General features: G+C 44.2%; 22 protein-coding genes and 1 pseudogene. 14 read left to right on the top strand and 9 right to left on the bottom strand.

All coding sequences use genetic code 11. From position 1 onward, the window contains the following. Window positions 1–3 precede the first annotated feature (3 nt). Both PJF56_RS01745 and PJF56_RS01740 read right to left on the bottom strand, forming a co-directional pair. On the bottom strand, window positions 4–633 hold the full coding sequence (locus tag PJF56_RS01745; protein ID WP_283760910.1) for an AHH domain-containing protein: 630 nt from the start codon (window positions 631–633) through the stop codon (window positions 4–6). A 2-nt stretch (window positions 634–635) separates the two neighbouring features. Further along, window positions 636–1,271 carry a hypothetical protein gene (locus tag PJF56_RS01740; protein ID WP_283760909.1) on the bottom strand — a complete coding sequence of 212 codons (636 nt, stop codon included), beginning with the start codon at window positions 1,269–1,271 and terminating at the stop codon, window positions 636–638. 210 nt (window positions 1,272–1,481) lie between these two features. Between PJF56_RS01740 and PJF56_RS01735 the strand changes: the two genes are divergently transcribed. The 5 genes and pseudogenes from PJF56_RS01735 (at window position 1,482) to PJF56_RS21985 (ending at window position 4,949) form a co-directional block, all read left to right on the top strand. Further along, window positions 1,482–2,318 carry an Rpn family recombination-promoting nuclease/putative transposase gene (locus tag PJF56_RS01735; protein WP_283760908.1) on the top strand — a complete coding sequence of 279 codons (837 nt, stop codon included), beginning with the start codon at window positions 1,482–1,484 and terminating at the stop codon, window positions 2,316–2,318. Continuing rightward, entirely contained in the window at window positions 2,315–3,055 is a 741-nt protein-coding gene (locus PJF56_RS01730; protein WP_283760907.1) for a helix-turn-helix domain-containing protein, read from the top strand. The genes PJF56_RS01735 and PJF56_RS01730 overlap by 4 nt, the downstream gene beginning before the upstream one ends. A gap of 317 nt (window positions 3,056–3,372) precedes the next feature. Further along, window positions 3,373–3,879 carry a cyclic nucleotide-binding domain-containing protein gene (locus PJF56_RS01725; RefSeq protein WP_283760906.1) on the top strand — a complete coding sequence of 169 codons (507 nt, stop codon included), beginning with the start codon at window positions 3,373–3,375 and terminating at the stop codon, window positions 3,877–3,879. Then, window positions 3,876–4,220, top strand: a pseudogene (locus tag PJF56_RS21990) (cyclic nucleotide-binding domain-containing protein); the annotation flags it as partial. The gene PJF56_RS01725 and the pseudogene PJF56_RS21990, both read left to right, overlap by 4 nt. 42 nt (window positions 4,221–4,262) lie before the next feature. Then, on the top strand, window positions 4,263–4,949 hold the full coding sequence (locus PJF56_RS21985; protein ID WP_347179413.1) for a Mo-dependent nitrogenase C-terminal domain-containing protein: 687 nt from the start codon (window positions 4,263–4,265) through the stop codon (window positions 4,947–4,949). 39 nt (window positions 4,950–4,988) lie between these two features. On the opposite strand, the gene PJF56_RS01715 is transcribed toward PJF56_RS21985, so the two are convergent. Continuing rightward, window positions 4,989–5,183: a DUF6887 family protein gene (locus PJF56_RS01715; RefSeq protein ID WP_430540866.1), complete on the bottom strand. Its 195-nt coding sequence runs from the start codon at window positions 5,181–5,183 to the stop codon at window positions 4,989–4,991. A gap of 282 nt (window positions 5,184–5,465) precedes the next feature. Between PJF56_RS01715 and PJF56_RS01710 the strand changes: the two genes are divergently transcribed. Together PJF56_RS01710 and PJF56_RS01705 are read left to right on the top strand one after the other, a co-directional pair. Beyond that, a complete protein-coding gene (locus tag PJF56_RS01710; protein WP_283760903.1) occupies window positions 5,466–7,994 on the top strand; it encodes a glycosyltransferase family 39 protein in 2,529 nt (842 codons plus the stop codon). Window positions 7,995–8,015: 21 nt separating this feature from the next. Further along, entirely contained in the window at window positions 8,016–8,810 is a 795-nt protein-coding gene (locus tag PJF56_RS01705) for a hypothetical protein (protein WP_283760902.1), read from the top strand. Window positions 8,811–8,816: 6 nt separating this feature from the next. On the opposite strand, the gene PJF56_RS01700 is transcribed toward PJF56_RS01705, so the two are convergent. The 4 genes from PJF56_RS01700 to ybiA form a co-directional block, all read right to left on the bottom strand. Further along, window positions 8,817–9,989: a DNA cytosine methyltransferase gene (locus PJF56_RS01700; protein ID WP_283760901.1), complete on the bottom strand. Its 1,173-nt coding sequence runs from the start codon at window positions 9,987–9,989 to the stop codon at window positions 8,817–8,819. Window positions 9,990–10,024: 35 nt separating this feature from the next. After that, complete coding sequence (locus PJF56_RS01695; RefSeq protein ID WP_283760900.1) at window positions 10,025–10,735, bottom strand: ParB N-terminal domain-containing protein; 711 nt, start codon at window positions 10,733–10,735, stop codon at window positions 10,025–10,027. A gap of 2 nt (window positions 10,736–10,737) precedes the next feature. Next, a complete protein-coding gene (locus PJF56_RS01690) occupies window positions 10,738–11,595 on the bottom strand; it encodes a ParA family protein (RefSeq protein WP_283760899.1) in 858 nt (285 codons plus the stop codon). A gap of 63 nt (window positions 11,596–11,658) precedes the next feature. Next, complete coding sequence (gene ybiA / locus PJF56_RS01685) at window positions 11,659–12,108, bottom strand: riboflavin biosynthesis intermediates N-glycosidase (RefSeq protein WP_347179412.1); 450 nt, start codon at window positions 12,106–12,108, stop codon at window positions 11,659–11,661. A 101-nt stretch (window positions 12,109–12,209) separates the two neighbouring features. Here ybiA and PJF56_RS01680 point away from each other — a divergent pair, with 101 nt between their 5' ends. From PJF56_RS01680 to PJF56_RS01665, 4 genes are all read left to right on the top strand, one after another. Beyond that, entirely contained in the window at window positions 12,210–12,344 is a 135-nt protein-coding gene (locus PJF56_RS01680) for a hypothetical protein (RefSeq protein WP_283760897.1), read from the top strand. A gap of 67 nt (window positions 12,345–12,411) precedes the next feature. Further along, the gene (locus tag PJF56_RS01675; RefSeq protein WP_283760896.1) at window positions 12,412–12,738 is read left to right on the top strand and encodes a hypothetical protein; all 327 of its coding nucleotides are present in this window, start codon (window positions 12,412–12,414) and stop codon (window positions 12,736–12,738) included. A gap of 52 nt (window positions 12,739–12,790) precedes the next feature. Then, window positions 12,791–13,048: a type II toxin-antitoxin system HicA family toxin gene (locus tag PJF56_RS01670; RefSeq protein ID WP_283760895.1), complete on the top strand. Its 258-nt coding sequence runs from the start codon at window positions 12,791–12,793 to the stop codon at window positions 13,046–13,048. Beyond that, window positions 13,029–13,262, top strand: a complete 234-nt coding sequence (locus PJF56_RS01665; RefSeq protein ID WP_283760894.1) for a type II toxin-antitoxin system HicB family antitoxin — start codon at window positions 13,029–13,031, stop codon at window positions 13,260–13,262. Before PJF56_RS01670 ends, PJF56_RS01665 begins: the two co-directional genes overlap by 20 nt. 161 nt (window positions 13,263–13,423) lie before the next feature. Here the strand turns inward: PJF56_RS01665 and PJF56_RS01660 are convergent, their stop codons facing one another. Together PJF56_RS01660 and gvpF are read right to left on the bottom strand one after the other, a co-directional pair. Further along, a complete protein-coding gene (locus tag PJF56_RS01660; protein ID WP_283760893.1) occupies window positions 13,424–13,666 on the bottom strand; it encodes a gas vesicle protein GvpG in 243 nt (80 codons plus the stop codon). A 16-nt stretch (window positions 13,667–13,682) separates the two neighbouring features. Then, window positions 13,683–14,426, bottom strand: coding sequence for a gas vesicle protein GvpF (gene gvpF, locus PJF56_RS01655; protein ID WP_283760892.1), 744 nt, complete (start codon window positions 14,424–14,426; stop codon window positions 13,683–13,685). A gap of 136 nt (window positions 14,427–14,562) precedes the next feature. On the opposite strand from gvpF, the gene PJF56_RS01650 reads away from it, so the two are divergent. The 3 genes from PJF56_RS01650 (at window position 14,563) to PJF56_RS01640 (ending at window position 16,743) form a co-directional block, all read left to right on the top strand. After that, entirely contained in the window at window positions 14,563–15,198 is a 636-nt protein-coding gene (locus tag PJF56_RS01650) for a hypothetical protein (RefSeq protein WP_283760891.1), read from the top strand. After that, window positions 15,195–15,782, top strand: coding sequence for an L-threonylcarbamoyladenylate synthase (locus tag PJF56_RS01645; RefSeq protein ID WP_283760890.1), 588 nt, complete (start codon window positions 15,195–15,197; stop codon window positions 15,780–15,782). The genes PJF56_RS01650 and PJF56_RS01645 overlap by 4 nt, the downstream gene beginning before the upstream one ends. A 133-nt stretch (window positions 15,783–15,915) precedes the next feature. Beyond that, a complete protein-coding gene (locus PJF56_RS01640) occupies window positions 15,916–16,743 on the top strand; it encodes a sensor histidine kinase (protein ID WP_283760889.1) in 828 nt (275 codons plus the stop codon). Window positions 16,744–17,124 lie beyond the last annotated feature (381 nt).

Genomic DNA, 17,124 nt, shown 5'->3' with positions numbered 1-17,124 from the left:
CCCCTAAATATCATTAATTGAAACTAACCCATCTTTTCGCATTTCCCGGATCTTATCTTTCAGAAAAATAATGATTTGATATATGATCTCTACAATGTGAGACCTATCGTTTTCCAACCCAAACTTAACAATATCAGACCATTCACCTTCTAGGCAGTCTTCAACGAAGTTACTGTACGAACCATGTGACCCCTTATGAAAAGTAGCTGGTAATGGAAGACGATTAGCAGGGTGGTTCTCATAAAAATTAATATGGATTGGGTTCCCCTTTTTATTATTTGGACTTACTGCCAAGAGTAACTTGCTAGTCTTGAATAAGTCTAGAGGGATTATATGATGCCCTACATAATCTTTTACCTTTGATGAAAATCCTCCTGAACGTTTAACAAATTCTTTTAGCTTCTCTTCATCAAATGTGTACTTATCTGTGAGATTGTCCATCATTAATTGCATCATTTTAAATTCTTCAGGGGACAGTTTTAAGGCAAGCTTTTCTGTACCCCTTTGAGACAAAAATATTAAATCACCATTAACGTTGTCCCATTTCAATATATACTTGCCCGGCTGAATACTGAGATGTTTTAAAATAGGGCTATTGCGCGGTACATTCATTTTAAACAGTTGAAATCCCATGGTTATTCCTCTATCAACATTACAATCAACATCAGGATAAATAGTCTTTTAAATTCTTCCTGACTCAACAGCGAGGTGATCTTTCTATCATACTTCGAGCGATCAAAAGTCCTCAACTTTCTGACAACCTCTGCTTGAGCCGGATCGAGCTTTCCTGCTTGCTCTCTTTTTTTTAGTTCTTCAAATGCATTACCATAATTCTCTAATAAATCTTGGAGAGAGGATTGTTCAAGAGCTTGATGTAACCGATCTCTAGTGAGCTTCCTAGTTTGTTGTTCTGGTAAACTCACCCCCAAAAGGGATAGTAGAAAGATCACCAATAATATCACCACATAAAATGCTGAAATCCAAGGGTATAAATACCAATACCATCCCGGATAATAAGGTCGGTTCCCTCGCATATAATCTATAGCTATTCCCAGTAACCCATAAAAACACAGCGCGACTCCAAATAGGCTTCCATTGTAAGCTAGATAACCGAAATCTGGATCTTTTAGATCACCTGAAACTATAGCAAAAAAAGCAATTACAAATGTCAAAATAAAGTGAGAAACAAACCAGCTACTGACAACGCGAAGACCAAAGCCTGAAGGCAAAGCAAAAGGGCCTGGCGTAATCAATTTGATCAAGATATCCAAGGTAGCAAGCCTCCTGAGTCAAGAAGGACATTAGAATGTTGAAATTAGAAGGATTTTCTGTATGATTATATACTCCCCTCTAAAAGGATAATTGTTTATGCTCACTCTGTCAGTAGCAAAAAGTAATCAAAAAGTAAGGCAAATGTCAGGTGCTACCCCAATATGAGGTAGAATAGTGAAGAAACTTCACGTTTGGGTCTCTTGTAGATTGTGGCTTTTGACAACACCTGTAAATTCCTGGCAACCCAAAACCCAATCAGTTTTGTCCGTTTGCTGCTTCCCCAAGTCAATGCCAGCAATGTGCAAGTGATTAAAACTGAACTCTCTACTGAACCGGTTCGTGCTGACTCCTTAATCTTACTCAAAGCAGCCGATACTATCCTGCATCTGGAATTTGAGCGCGTTCCCAAACCTAACCCCCCCTTACCAGAGCGGATGATCGACTATTGGTTAAGGCTTTATCGGAAATATCACTGTACCATTGAGCAAGTGGTCATTTTTCTGAAACAGACCAACTCACCTGAAGTGTATGTCGATCGCTTCCAAGTCCAAAATACCCTTCACACATATCGCGTCCTCCGTTTGTGGGAACAAGATCCTGCTCCCTTCCTCAATGATGCTGCTCTTCTCCCTTTAGCCCCTCTAACCCGTAGCAATGCGCCGCGAGATCTGCTACAACAGGTAGCAGAGGCCACGCGCAAAATTCCTGACCCTAATCAACGCAAAGAAATCATCGCCTGTACTGCTATTATGTCTGGACTGATTCACAACCCGGAAATTATTCAAGACCTCTTCCGCGAAGACTTGCTGGAAGACTCTTCTTTTTATCAGTTTATCCTGCAAAAAGGTCGCCAAGAAGGTCTTCAGGAAGGCCGCCAGGAAGCGGTCTTGATGATGTTACGCCACAAACTTGGGAAGATCGCAGCAGAGACGGAAGAGAAAATTTATAATCTGTCGTTCACCCAACTCCAAGGGTTAATGGAAGCGATGCCTAACTTCCAACAACAGCAGGACTTAACAGAATGGCTTGCTAGTATCCCCCAATGACCGTTGATGAAGCCTTGACTTGGGTGGAAACCATTTTGGACTATGAAGCTTTAACTCAAGTCCAAGAACTTGTCTTTCGGCAATCTTGGGAAGGCAAATCTTACAGTAAAATTGCCCAGGATGCGGGCTACGATCCCGATTATATCAAGGATGTGGGCGCTAAACTGTGGAAGCGGATCTCTCAGGAGTTAGGGGAGCGGGTTAAAAAAGATAATCTGAAAGCGGTTCTGCGTCGTTATCTCCACCGTCACAAAGTGAATATTCAGCGCAATTTGGTGATTGAGGTTAACTTGAGTGGTGCGGATCTCAGTGGAGCGAATTTAGCGGGTTCTCGTTTAGTTGCTAATTTAATTGAACCTGCGGTTACAGATTCTTCCTCGGATACCCATTCTTTGACCTATTCCCAAGATGCCATTCTTCGCTGGCAAAATTTAACCTGTCATTGCTCCATTGTCGCCACACTTGCAGAAATTCTTGAGGCTCGCAATATCAATTTTCTGGTCAGTCCCCAATTCCGTCTGACGATCGCAAATAGCCGCCAAAGTTATGTTTTCGATCTCCTGGTGCAGCATCAAGATAAATCAGGCTTACTCATTGTGCAGTCAAAAGAGTTAGATCTTCCAGAATTAAGTGATTTGGAGCAGCTTCCGGGTATCGATCTGATCCGCATTTATGACCAGTCACAGTGTGCGAGTCAACCCGTCGCTGTGATTGACCAGTTTTTAAAGGCATTCTAAATCGGATCAGATCGTTAAGGAGAGAAACATCACTCTTCTGGGCTATCTGGCTCTTCTGCTGATGTAGCCACTTCATCCTCTAAGGTTTCCATTTCTGCCCATAACCGCCGCTCTTCTGGTTCTGGAAGTTCCATCAGCCAGTCGATGAGCCGAAATAGCTCTACTATATCCTTGCGGGATAGTCCTCGTTGCTATGCTTATCCAATCTATTTACCAATCCAGAAGCTTAACCCATGACTTGGGATGTTTTCCCTACTGCTCAGAAGCCAAATGACATGGTAGCTTAGAAGCAGGCAGTTTCAATTCCTTCAAAGCCTATGGTGACTGATACAGGCGATCGAGAAAAACCCATGTTGAGTGTAACTGACCGACTCAAATTTTTAACCGAGCTGGTCATTTTCCAAGATCTCGCTCAAACGGAGTTCATAGAACAGTTAGCCACTCATTTAGAAGAGGTGCAGTTTCCCCCAGACCATACCATTTTTACTCAAGGCGATCGCGGCGACTTATTATACATTCTTTTTTCCGGTCGGGTTAAAGTCCATTTTGATGACGTGCAACTGGCAGAACTGACTGCCGGATCTTATTTTGGTGAAATGGCGATCTTTGAATCTCGGCCGCGATCGGCTTCCGTGACAGCCCTAGAACCCTGTCAATGTCTGGTTTTAACCCAAGAACAAGTTTATCAAGCGATCAAAGAACGGCCCAAAGTAGCCATAAAAATGATTAACGTTCTTTGCCAACGGGTGCGTAAACTCAATCGCCTCTTTGGAGCATCTGAAGACATCTTTTATAACCAGGTACAACGGCAAGTTTTATCATGATCTCTACACAGTCCCTTGAACTTCTGAAAGATATTCCCCTCTTTGGTAATATTGAAGCTAAAAATGATGTTTTTTTAGCTGAAATAGCAGATCAATTGGGAGAAATTGAATTTCCCGCCGGTCACACCATTTTTCGTCAAGATGAAATTGGTTCTTATCTCTATATTCTCGTGTCTGGAGAAGTTGAAGTCCATATCGGCGGACTGAGGTTAGCTCATTTCAAACCGGGCGACTATTTTGGCGAAATGTCGGTTTTAGATTCCCAGTGCCATTCGGCTTCTGTCACTGCCCTAGAAGAGTGTAAATGTTTGGTTTTATCTCAAACAAATCTCTATAAAACTATTGAAAAATATCCAGAGTTGGGGTTAAATATAATTCGGCTTTTGTGTCAGCGAGTGCGTATTCTTAACCATCATGTCACTGCCTGGCTAAGAGGTTTACTCACTATTGCTTGGGCAGATGGTGAATATAATCCAGAGGAAAAAGAGCTAATTTCTGAATTAATTAAAGATGAGTTAGGCTCTAATCTCAATTTAGGCTCCCTGAAACCGATTACGGGCGAAGAATTGGCAGCAGTTTTAGGGCGAGAAACTTCAGTGGCGGAGAATTTTCTGCGGACTGGGGTGATTATGGCGTTGGCTAATGGAACCTATTCTGAGGAGGAAGATCGGGTTTTACAAGATTATTGTGAAGCTCTAGAGCCTTCGAGTGAGGTGTTAGATGTGCTGAAGTTTTTATTGATTACTTCAGACACTCTACCGGAGCAAAAACGGCAAGCGATGATTGAAAAGTTGCAAGCGACTTTTCCGGAAGGTGATGTTTTGCATCCGGTGCGGCAGTGGTTAGATGGTTTGGATATTAATACGCCTTATATGGCTAGGTTTCTCTGTAAAATGATTCCGCCCCAATGTCCGTTTGAACGGGATATTAAGCTGTTTGGCCATAAAATTGTCCATATTCCCCCGATGTGTAAGTTAAATCCGCTTTATGAGCAGTTGGTGGGGTTGCGTTTCCGCGCTTTGTCTTATCTGGCGGATGATTGTCAGGAGGATATTTCTCGGTATATTTAAATCGAGTCCGAATAATTAGTGATAACATAGTGTGACTAATTATTCGGATTTGATATGACGAGACTGCTCAAGGAGTACAGAGAATTCCTGAGCATTCACCTCTCCATAGACTTGATTCTGGGGGACGGCATCAACCCGATCCATAAGCGCTTGAAATGCGGCTTGGTCATTTCTATGCTCTAGAACATACTTTTGAAGTTCTTTCATCGTCATTAACTCAAAATCAGACTTCATTAACAAACTTCCAATTTCCATTTGGGTAAATTTCAATTATAATTGCTTCTTCTGTAATACAATTGCTCTTTAAGTTTGCACTTAATTCCTGTGGATATTAGGATCGTAGTGCCGTGACAACCCTAAAATGGTGGGTTACGGCGGATTGATAGATTGCTGTCAGAGTCTAGGTTTTAGCCGCCTAACCCACCCTACGCTAATGCACTATTTTAGCTGTGTCACGGCACTACTGGATTAGTTTAGAAGCCCGAATACCCCATATTAAAATGCCGAAAGGATCGCATGACTAAGGAAGCATTGGAAAAAACTCAGCACCGTTGGTCTGAGAAAAATACGGAAACCGATCCGGTGTTAGCGCTGGGGTTGATGATGTTTTTGGTGATGGTGGGCGATCGCCTCTGGTTGGCGATCGATCGCCGGGTTCCGGCTTGGGATCAGGCCGACTATCTCAATTGGGTCTTAGAATATCAGCGTATCTTGGAAAACGCCCAATTTTTTTCTGGCGACTGGTGGCATCAATTTTGGCTCCTTTCTCCCAAAATTCCGCCCCTAGTTTATGTGACGACGGTTCCCTTTGTGCAGATTTTTGGCGCAAGTCCGGATTCCTCAACCCTGGTGATGCTGCTCTATAGCGCTATTCTCCTGGGTTCAGTTTATGGATTAGGTCGCCTCCTGTTCAATAGCCATCTGGGACTGTGGGCGGCTCTGTTGTGTATGTTGCTACCCGGACTCTATCGCTATCGCCTGGATTTTCTCCTGGATTATCCCTTAACGGCGATGGTGACATGGAGCTTTTTTTGTCTGACTTTATGGTGGTTTTCCCAAAAATCTGCGAGACTGCAACAGTGGGGAATGGCTGCGCTGATGGGTGTTTCCGTAGGATTAGCATTGCTAACGAAACAAACAGCGCTATTTTTTTTGCTGACCCCGATCGCCGTTTCCGGAATCAGCACCCTCTATCAGCGACAGTGGGAACGCTTCGGCCAATGGCTTTTAGGGGGTGCGATCGCCATCACCCTACTCTATCCTTGGGTGCGTACCAACTGGTTACTGATGCTCACCTCCGGAAAACGAGCCACCGTAGACGCGGCGATCGCCGAAGGTGACCCCCCCCTCCATACCCTCGATGCTTGGCTCTATTACTGGAAAGACCTGCCAGAGCTGGTCTCTTGGCCCCTATTATGGATGGCGATCGTCGGTTTCATCGGTTTAGGGATTCAATTTTGTAGCTCCAAAAAACGACTAAACCTAAAACAGCACCCTAAAACCGTTTGGATACTCCTATTTCTAGTCGGGTCTTACTTTCTCTGTTCCTTAAACGTCAACAAAGATACGCGCTACATTCTCCCCTTTCTTCCCGTTCTCTCCCTCCTGCTGGCTTGCGGTTTAAATCAGTGGGATAAACTCAGTCGCAAATGGGGCCCCAAAATCCGTTGGGGAACCGTAGGATTAGCGGGTTTATTGATGTTCTTAAACCTCTATCCCCTCGGAGGACAATTCTTGATGCAAGCATTGAGTCCCGGAGGGATGCATTATCCAGAATTGGGGTTACCTGCTCCCCATCCCAAAGTCATCGATGAAATGATTAAAACCGAACCCTATCTACGCTCCAATGTTGGGGTTTTGCCCTCCAAGCCAACCTTAAATCAGCATAATATTAACTACTATGGGCAAGTGCGAAATGGACAGGTCTATGGTCGGCAAGTGGGAACCAATCCTGAACACATTCTACAAGATGGGCGATCGCTGCGTTGGTTTATCACCAAAACCGGTCAACAAGGTTCAGCACCAAGCGCAGAACGACAACAATTAACCCACTTCATTGAAACCGGTGGCTTATTTAACCTGCATCGATCCTGGTCTCTCAACGATGGCACGCAACTCAATCTTTATCATCAGCATACTCCCCCCGTGCAGGTGGTTCCCCTTCCTCAACCCCTGGCTGAAGTCCAGCTCTATAACTTGTTTGTCTCCAGTCCCGTCCCTCCCGGAAGTCCCGTTCCTGTAACCTACCAATGGCGCGGCCCCTGGAAAGATCTACAATCAGGTTTAGTGCTAATTACTTGGATTCGGGAAAGAGATGGTCAAATTGCCTGGATACATGACCATGGGTTCGGAATGGGAAATCTCTACGCTCCGGAAAACCTCGATCCAGAGCAAGGGGTGGAAGTGAGCGAGTTGACCTCGATGTTACCCCCTGCGGATATGGAACCGGGAAGTTATTTATTAAAGGTGCAATATCTGCCAGACCGAAATTGGGAGACTCCTGCGCAAGATGTTCCCATTCCTCCCATTCCCATCAGTTTATCTTTAGAGGCTCCCATCCAACCCGCTTTAGAGTTGGATTTATCGACCCAGTTTCGCCAGTTTGCAGGGACGTTATCCCAAGGGCCGACAGCTCTAGAGCATATTTTCGCCGAAGTGGGCCGGATTAACCAATACGATCCGACGCAAGATTATTTATGGCAAGTCGATCGCACCTTGAGTTATCGACTACAGCAAGATCCGAACCGGGTAGACTGGCTGTATGGCTTGGTGCTATCGCGGGTATTGCGTCAAGATGTGCCGGGGGCGATCGCCGCCTTAGATCCCCTCACCACCCTAGAGCCAAACAGCCCCTATCCCTGGGCCTATTTAGCCGTCGTCTATCTTTATGACTGGAAACCTCAAAAAGCGCAAAAAGTTCTAGAAACTGCCCTACAGCTCAAACCAGACGAGCCAGAACTGCAAGCCTTACAAGCCATTTCCTGGGCTATGCAAGGTCGTTTCTTCAAAGCGTGGCAACTGGCGCAAAGTCTGGATTTAACTTAAAATGCTTCCACTGGTTTAATCATGCTTAGTCCATTATCTGCTGAGACGTTAATATCGCTTTCTGTTGAAGAAAGGAAATCACTCATTTTGCATCATGCTTCATTGATTAAGGTGACCCATATTACTGATGAAGATTTACATAAGCCCTACCAATATGGAAAAATCATTTCCTCAATAGCACCGGGTTACTTTGAATATCAACTTGCACAAGATTTGCAAAATGGAACCATTTTAGAATTGGATAAACAATATCAGTTAATTTCTAGCAAAACCAACCAATTTACCGATAATTTTATTGAGTGGTTAACAGTAGATTTTCAAAACCAAAGTCTTCTCTTGGAATCCCATCCTAAACCTAAAAATCTTTTTGAGCTATGTGGGGCAAAATTACTAATGACCAGTAACTCAGTCACCAGAAGTCTAAGTACAAAAATGGGTAGGCTTTGGGAAGATATAGCTGATATTAGTCCTTATATAATTATTCCTGAAATTCAATTTGGAATTAAAATTAAGGGAATCGATCTGCTTATCTTATCACAAGATAAAATTGTGTTTGCACAAATTAAGACCTTAAAAGGAACATTGACGGGTTCCCAACGCAGTAGAGCTAAAAAAGAATTAGCGATTCATGAAAATCCAGTTTTCATATCAGCCTTTGATTTAGGAGAATGGACATTTAATGATGCCCGAATTCCTCGTCTTGCAGGTAAAGAGTTTTGGGAGATCATTTATATTAATTATGATCTCCTAGAGGAGCGAGTAAGACAGATGTTACTCAAAATCGATCGGGCTTTTGCCAAACTTGCGGCTCAATAGACGAGATCAAGAAAATAGAGAAAGTTGTTCAGTAATTTGTTGGCCTTTTTCTTGGTGTCCTTGAATTAAATTAAAAAGATAAACACCAATTTCTTTCGAGAGTAAAACTGGTACTGCATTGCCAATCTGTTTATATTTAGAAAGAGTGGAACCAGAGAAAATCCAATCATCAGGAAAAGTTTGCAGTTTCGCCGATTCACGAACTGTTAAACAACGCAGTTCGACAGGATGACACATATCGGTAGCTTTTTGATTGGGACTGGTTGTGATGGTTGGAGAAGGCTTATCCCAAGATAATCTTCTATAAAAACCGACTTTTCCTCCTCCTGAATGATAAGCACCTCCCATAGCTTCTTGTTTTAAGTCTTCTGGTAGATTTTTCCAATTTTGCCCAGCTTTCAATAATTTTAAATACTTGAGGCGATTTTCTGAATAGGGTATAAACTCTGGTTCTGAATCTACCAACCCTTTTAAACCGTCTTTTAAAGTCCGCCATTTAGGTAAGTTTTTACCATATTTGGAATATTTTGGCAGAGGAAAGGTGACAGATTCAGAATCTCTGGAACCCATAAATATGACACGCTGTCTGGTTTGCGGGACACCATAATCTGCTGCTTCTAAGACATTGTAAATTACCTGATAGTCTATGTTCTTCATTTCTGATATTACCACCTCCAAAGCCGCACCTTTTATTTCATCCTTTCTTAAAGGAGGATAACCTTTTCCACGTTGATTAATCGGTCGGTGGCGTAGAGGAGCAGAAAGTAAACCCTTAACATTTTCCATTAAAAAAAAACGAGGTTGTACTTCTTTAACAATCCGAATAAAATCCATGAATAAACTACCACGAGGATCTAGAACAGAACCTCTTTTTCCGGCGGTACTGAAGGGTTGACAAGGCGGGCCACCAGTGATTAAATCTACTTCACCCGGTTGTAAAGGACGACCTAAACCTAAAGCTTTCCCTCCTTCTTCCAGTAATTCTTGTGCCGTCACTTGTTCTATTTCTCTAGGAATAGCACTGTTTTTAAGAACAGGTCTATTCAGAGCAATAGTCTTGACCGCATTCAGATCTTTCTCGACTACACTGACTGTAATAAAACCAGCCTGCTCTAGACCTAAATCTAGTCCATAGGCTCCGGTAAACAAAGAAATAGAAATGGGTTGATTATTGATCATTGTTATTAAACGATGGGCATAATTATGTTATTATATCAAAGGCGATTTTCCCAAGCATCGAGGAGGGAGATCATGCGTTTGTCTCCCAGTCCTTGAACTCGCTTGATGACATCGCTGAAGGACTTAAATGGCGCTTTTTTGCGGGCTTTCTCGATCCCATCAATGATTTTATCTGCGGTTTTACCCCGTATATTGGCGATCGCCAGTTTTTCCAGCAATTCCACAGAACTACCCTGGTTCAGTAGCTCCAGTGGCTCAATTTTCGCCGGAATTTGTTCCTGTAAGCCATCAATCTGCTGTTGCAATTCCTGAATTGCCTGTTGGTGCATCTGTTTCATATCTTGCAGTGCGCGATCGAAGCGAGATTCCAGGTTATTCAAACGTTGCTCTACCGCTCCCGTCGCTCCTGTATCCGTCCAGGTATTCCCCCCCTGAGTCAGTGTCGGATGGAGCGCCGAAACCTGCTCTAGGGCTGCCTCTTGCAACTTGGGGGGAACCACAAACGCATTCACCATTTCCCCTGCACGCAGATTGATTTCCTTCGCTCTGACGGCTGCATAATATTGGCGATCGCCCGCCAACACCTCATAAGATTCCGGCCCAGTTTGTTTTAAGATCAGAGGCATTAACAACCCATCTGACTTCAGAATACTTTGAGCCAAATGTTCCAACTCCTCTACAGCAAATTCTGAACGAGAAACCTTTGACTGAATACTTTTAACATCCACTAAATAATACTTGCTCATAATTACAGACCGATTTTTTGCATCACTTCAGACGACAGATTTCTAAATTCTGTCACGGAATACCCATCCCGCTCAAACTCAAACACCGATTTTGGGTCAGGAATTTCCATATCGCCTCGACTCACCGTTTGATTCACACAATGAGAAAGTGCCACCCTCTCATAGATCGTCGTCTTCAACATCGAAAGCTGATACCGTTGTAAGACGGCTTGTTTCTGCTTGGGAAACACAAATTCCAAGTATTTACTATTGGTTAAAATTTTAGAAGCCAAAACCCCTAACACTTCCAAAGGTTCTTTACCAATCGTCGATCGAGTCTCATTAATTTCACGAATAAATTTTTTCACATTCGTGAGTCCCTGATTAGAAAAGGGTTTCATATCCGAAGGAATAATCACATAGTCAGCAGAAATTAACGCAATCTGAGCATAGAGGTCTCTCGAAGGGGGCGCGTCAATAATCACAATATCATAGCGATCCTCGACTTGTTGTAGCTTAGTATTCAGGCGAAACGGAACAGCACTGATACGATTGAGCCTATCTTGTTCATCAATCAGGGTAATGTGGGAAGGAACCACATCAATTTCTGGCATATTAAACCCCTTGGATTTACGGGCAATTTCGGGAATAAAATCCAACTCCCCTGAACTCAAAATTTGTAGAATATTCCGATCTTTCAGGTTATCATCTTCTTCAAATTGAAACTTGATTAACCCCGTAGCAAACGTCGAGTTAGCCTGAGCATCAATATCAATGAGCAAAACGCGCTTATTTTTGTTACTAAAGGCAGCAGCAAGATTCACTGCCGTGGTGGTTTTCCCGACTCCGCCTTTGTTGTGGTAAATCGCAATGGTCTTCATGAGGTGTGGGAGTTATAGTCCGTTCTCGATTTTACACCTGTGCGTCACGGATAGGGGAGAACTTTAACAAATATTACGGAGTTCTTCACGTACGTGCATCAAAATGACCCCTAACCGATTTTTGCCGCTTCCGTCCTTCCCGCATCCCCAATAATAGTCAATGGGGGAGTTTTCAACAATTTCTTCTTCTCCCGTTTCTAACAAAATCTGCCGTAGCTCCTCATGGGTTGTGAACTTTTGCAACACTCCCTGAAACATAATCTCCTCTTTCACCTGTTCCCAATCTTCTCGTAGGGGATGGGTGCGATCGCGTCCCATTTTTGCCGCATCTTTCGGGGTTTTCGCCCTTTGAATCTGCTCAAACCACGCTGCATCGGTGGTTACAAACTTTTGCGCTTGAAAATAATGCTCGCTAGTGGGCCACCATAACTCATCTAACATAAACCCATGGGCTGAAAAATTGGAGAAACAGCCATAAGGCTTTTCACGAGTAGAATAGAAATAAATCGTCATCATTCTGAGTTTACAAATTATTGAGGATAAGTCTAACTTCCATTTTATCCGGTAAACTAGACCAGTAAGCACTCAATAGAAGAACTTATAGAGGATGAACAATGAAACATGATCCAATTGTCGAAGAGATTAGAGCTATCCGCGAGGCCTATGCTGCCCAATTCAATTGGGATCTGAAAGCCTTATACGATGATATTAAAAAGCTTGAAGAAATGAGCAATAAACCCCATCGTTGATTGACTCCAAAGCGGATTGTGAGTCCCTCACCGTAAAATCAAGAATTGATACACCCATTACCAGCTTATGAAACGCCCTATTTCTCGCCGTAGCATTCCCCCGAAAATCAGCACCATCCCCCGTCAAGAGTCGGAAGCATCGGATTATCTGAATCTCTATCAACTCGCAGTAGAAAAACAAAGACTGGCGAATGAACTGCAAACCATTGAGCAACGGAGTCAGCAGATTGAGAAACGCTTGGCGATCATTAATCGTCAGATGGATCGACTAAAAAAAAACACCCCAGCTCCCGGCGCTACCAGCGCTTCTAACCCTTCCTTACCCGGACTCAATCCGACTAAAAAAACATCAGGGCGATCGACTAGTTATGAGACATTCTTGTTAGATTACTAGAGAATTCCTGCACCTGTGATTTTTAATTGATATCCTTGAAAATAAAGAAAATATGAGTAAACTAGAAAAACTCATTGAATTGTTTTTAAGAGACCCTCCCGAAGTCCGATTCAATCAAGTGCAATATCTTTTGGAATCATTTGGTTTTGAAGAAAAGCGATCTAAAGGCAGTCATCACACATTTCGTAACCAAGATGGTCTAAAAATTACAGTTCCAAAAACAGGTGGCAAAATGGTAAAACGAGTCTATGTCCAACAAATTGTCAAACTTCTTAATCTGGAAGAATGGAATGATGAAAATCAAGATTAAGCCGCAAACCTTGCAAGATTATCTTAATTTAAGCTATCCCATTACACTATACCCAGAAGTAGAGGGAGGATATACGGTGGCGATCGCCGACTTACCCGGATGTATTTCTCAAGGAGATACCCTAGAAGAAGCTGTTGCCAATATCCAAGACGCTAAAACTGCCTGGCTCGAAACCGCTTGGGAATGTGGCGATGACATTCCTTTACCCAGTTAGAAGGGGTGGGTGCGTTAGTCAGATCAAATCCTTAAAGGGTTGCTACTTTCTGCGTACTGTACAGACAGTGGGTTCGTGCGGGTTTACAAAAATATGGGTATAACCCGCCCCTACAGATGAAGACATGCCTTGTTTCTACCCCGATCGCGATCGGTAATGGTTCATTCTTCGTTATTCTCGTCTTCTAGCTCCTGAATCGCGAGTAAGAGGGCTTCTTCTTGTTCTTCAAATTCTTCTTCGGAAATATCACCCATATCAAAGGCCAACTGAAGGGTGAGCAATTTCTTGTTCAAATCTTCCTTATCATTTAACTCGGCGTTGGCATGTTCTAGGACTTGTTCGCCAATCCAGAGCATTCCTTCAATGGGGCCAAGAACGGGTAGGGTGAGTAATTTGATAATCATGTTGAAATCCCAGAGGTTAATCCTCTAATTTGGCAAAGTTGAATGGAGCGGTAAAATTATTATACCGAATTCGCAAACGGCCTTCAAATTGCAGATCTAAATGCTCGACTTGCTGTGAGAATTTGGGTTCATCATCCCAAGGAATAAGATAAGCGGTGTTGTAAATCATGGCATCGGTAAGGGTGTCGTTTTCAATGACCTCGATCGCCAACGGATTCAGCACCTGTTGAAATTCGCTTATAATCCGATCCTGGCGACGCTGCAAAGCTTGCTCCAGCGCTTGACCAATGCCAATCACCTGATCCATCGCTAGGGGTTGTCCTTCCAGGCGATCGCGCTTTTGCCTTAGATCCTCATTTTCCGCCAAAAGCTGTTGTAACTCCTCCTCCATCTCCCACAACACCTTCACGCTCACCTCTCGATGACCCTTCAGTTTCTCAAATAACGTCGTTAACTGGTCTCGATAAGGCTCAATTAGCAGTGCTTCCACCTCTTGCCAATTGTCCACCGTTAAGCCAAATTGCAGAGGCAAAACCGTGGGATATCCCGCTTGCATCGCTTCTTCTAGTACCCGTTCATGGGACAACAGATTCCGACGACTGGCCAAATACCGGTCTTGCTTGGCTTCCGAGTAAAGAAATGTAAATCGATCCACTCGGTGAGCATGAACCGGTTGTTTATCCAAGCCTACCCCATCTAAGTGTTGCGGCCCTGGAGCGGGAAAAATACCATAAAGATAAAAGGCGGCAGAATCATTCATCCCAGACACTGAAGATTAGGTTGATAGGTTTATTTTATCAGTCTGGGCGATCGCCGCGCTCCTTTCTCCCTCCTCAAGTCATCTTTGTCACCCATACGGTAAACTGAGATAGCGCTTTTCATCTGCTATAAACTTCATGGGTCGCAAAAAAGCAACTGTTAATTATCTGATCGTCGATGACCTGAGTGTTCCCCCGGAAGACCAAAAAGGAACCCTGATCGCCGTTGAAGGTCGTCGCAACACCGAAGGCAACCGCCAAAAAGCCTTAGACAAGGCAATCGAATTGTGGCAAGAAGGGCAATTAGAGGGCTTTCCCGATGGGTTATCCCTAGAAAATGTTCTTTTTGCCCCTGGAGCCTCTGGGCCTGCCATAGACTCATCTAGCGCCGCTACAGAGGAAGAATTGCCCCTACAAAAAGCGGCGCGAGACGTGGTTACCCTAATCGATTTACTGATTAATCGCGGGCAAGCCATCCAAGAGGCCACGCCCCTATTACCGATTTTAGAGGCTGCTGAAAAAGGGCAAAAACTGACCGAAGAACAGACCGTACAGGCTAAAGATAAATCCTTTAGTAAAATTCTTACTCGCCTGGCTAACTCGGTCACGGAGCATCAACAATTTGTGGAAAGCCCTGGGGTAATGGAATCGATCCAAATGATTATCGCCATTATCAAAGACGATCGCCTGATTACCCCAGAGCAAATTTTACCCCCACCGGCGAGGGAAACAGAGGAGGACATCGAAGAGGAGGAAGAGGAAGATTCCCCATGAGCCAAGTCCCTCTCCAGGAACTGATTGTGGGTGTAAAAGCGGGTCAGTTGGTGAGCTTCCCCACGGATACTGTACCCGCTTTAGCCGCTCTGCCCCCGTGCGCCCCCCTGATTTTTGAGGCTAAAAACCGCAGTTTAGACAAACCTCTGATCCTGATGGGGGCTGCTCCGGAAGACCTTTGGCCTTTTTGTCAGGGAACGCCAGAAGAGCAGCAAATTTGGCAACAGGTGGCCAAGCAGCATTGGCCGGGAATGCTTACCCTAGTGTTACCCGCATCCCCGGCCGTTCCCAAAGAACTGAATCCCCAAAATCCCACCAGTATTGGCTTGAGGATACCCAATTGTGCGATCGCCCAAACCATTCTCGCTCAAACCGGGCCTCTCGCCACCACCAGCGCCAACCGCTCCGGCCATCCTGCCCTAGAAACTCTAGCCGAGATTGCCGCCGAATTCCCCCAAGTGCTAACCCTGAAATCGGATGAGTTTAACCCTGAAACCTCAGCCAGTGGTATTCCCTCAACTGTCGCCCGTTGGACAGGAAAAGATTGGGAGATTTTACGGCAAGGAGCCGTTAAGATCAATTAAAAATTAAAAATTAAAAATGGGTATGGATTGGGGGAATTGGTTACAGTTTACATCGGGACTGATCGTAGGCATGGCGGGGCTGAGTATCAGTCGCACCCTGTGGAAGAATCGGAAACGCTCAAGGAATACAACAATGAACCGCAATCACTCTGCTTCTTCGTCCGATGGGGATGATGTGCAACAGCTTAAACTGGCTTATCAAATGGCAACCGATATGGCCCAGTTCAAGCAAGGATTTTTAGGCAGAATTTCCCATGAATTGCGATCGCCTCTCAACGGTTTGATCGGAATGCATCAACTGATTCTCAATGACCTCTGTGACTCCCCAGAAGAGGAACGGGAATTTATCGCCAAAGCTCATGATTCTGCCCTCAAGCTCATTAAGCTCATTGATGAAATGGTGATCATTTCCAAAACCGAGCAAGGAACCGATGTGATGGAAATCGAAACCATTCCCTTAACCGAGGTCTTTCAAGACATCTATGATTTAACTTACTTGCAGGCAGCCAATCGCAATTTAAACCTCAATATTGTCATGCCTGACCCCGAAATTTATGTCAAAGCCGATTTACGTCGCCTCAGACAAGTCTTAACCAGCTTAGTCGATAGTGCGATCGCCCACATGAGTGAAGGTTCTATTCACCTTCATGCCGATCCAGTTCCCGAAACCCAACAAGTTTATCTCTATCTCGAAGATCAACGCTCCCCCGACTGTTGGCAAGAACCCATTGATTTATTAAATACTCCCCCTGACTCAGAATTGACTTGGAATGGCTCCCCCTCCCCAGGACTCACCCTCATGGCTAATAAACTGCTCTTAGAACTGATGCACGGCAGCTTAGAATTACTTGAAGTTCCCTCTCCTGAATCCTCCGCAAAACGGGGAACCAGTCGCATTTTGTGTAAATTGCCTTGGGGTAGCTCGGACACTGAAAATCCAACTGATACCATTCAAAATTAAAATCCGGTTAATAGGAAAAGAGAAGCGCCGCACTCCTGGAATCCCCTGATACAGAGCTTTGCGCCCTGTCGTGGGGGAATAGGGGAATGGGGGGAGCAACCAACAAACTCAATCTAGCTTTGAGCAAGCGGACAAAAACCGCCATTAATGTACCTTATTTATAAATAAAAATACTTAAAATCGCAATCTCCCAGAGGAGAGGGTAACTTTTATCGAGTTAATGGTCTGACACAGGTTAAGTTGACATCCTCACCGCCCTAGAAGGACGGTGATTCCTAAATCTCACAATTTAGGTTTCTGCTTCATAGCAGTTGCCTTCACAGATTTACTCTGCTCTGGTCTTACACTCGCTCCACAGACTGACACCGCAAGTCCTGCGGC

The organism is Roseofilum halophilum BLCC-M91 (assembly GCF_030068445.1).
Classification (GTDB): Bacteria; Cyanobacteriota; Cyanobacteriia; order Cyanobacteriales; family Desertifilaceae; genus Roseofilum; species Roseofilum halophilum.
Note: the sequence above shows the minus strand (reverse complement) of the source record. Positions and strands in the feature narration are given on the sequence as shown.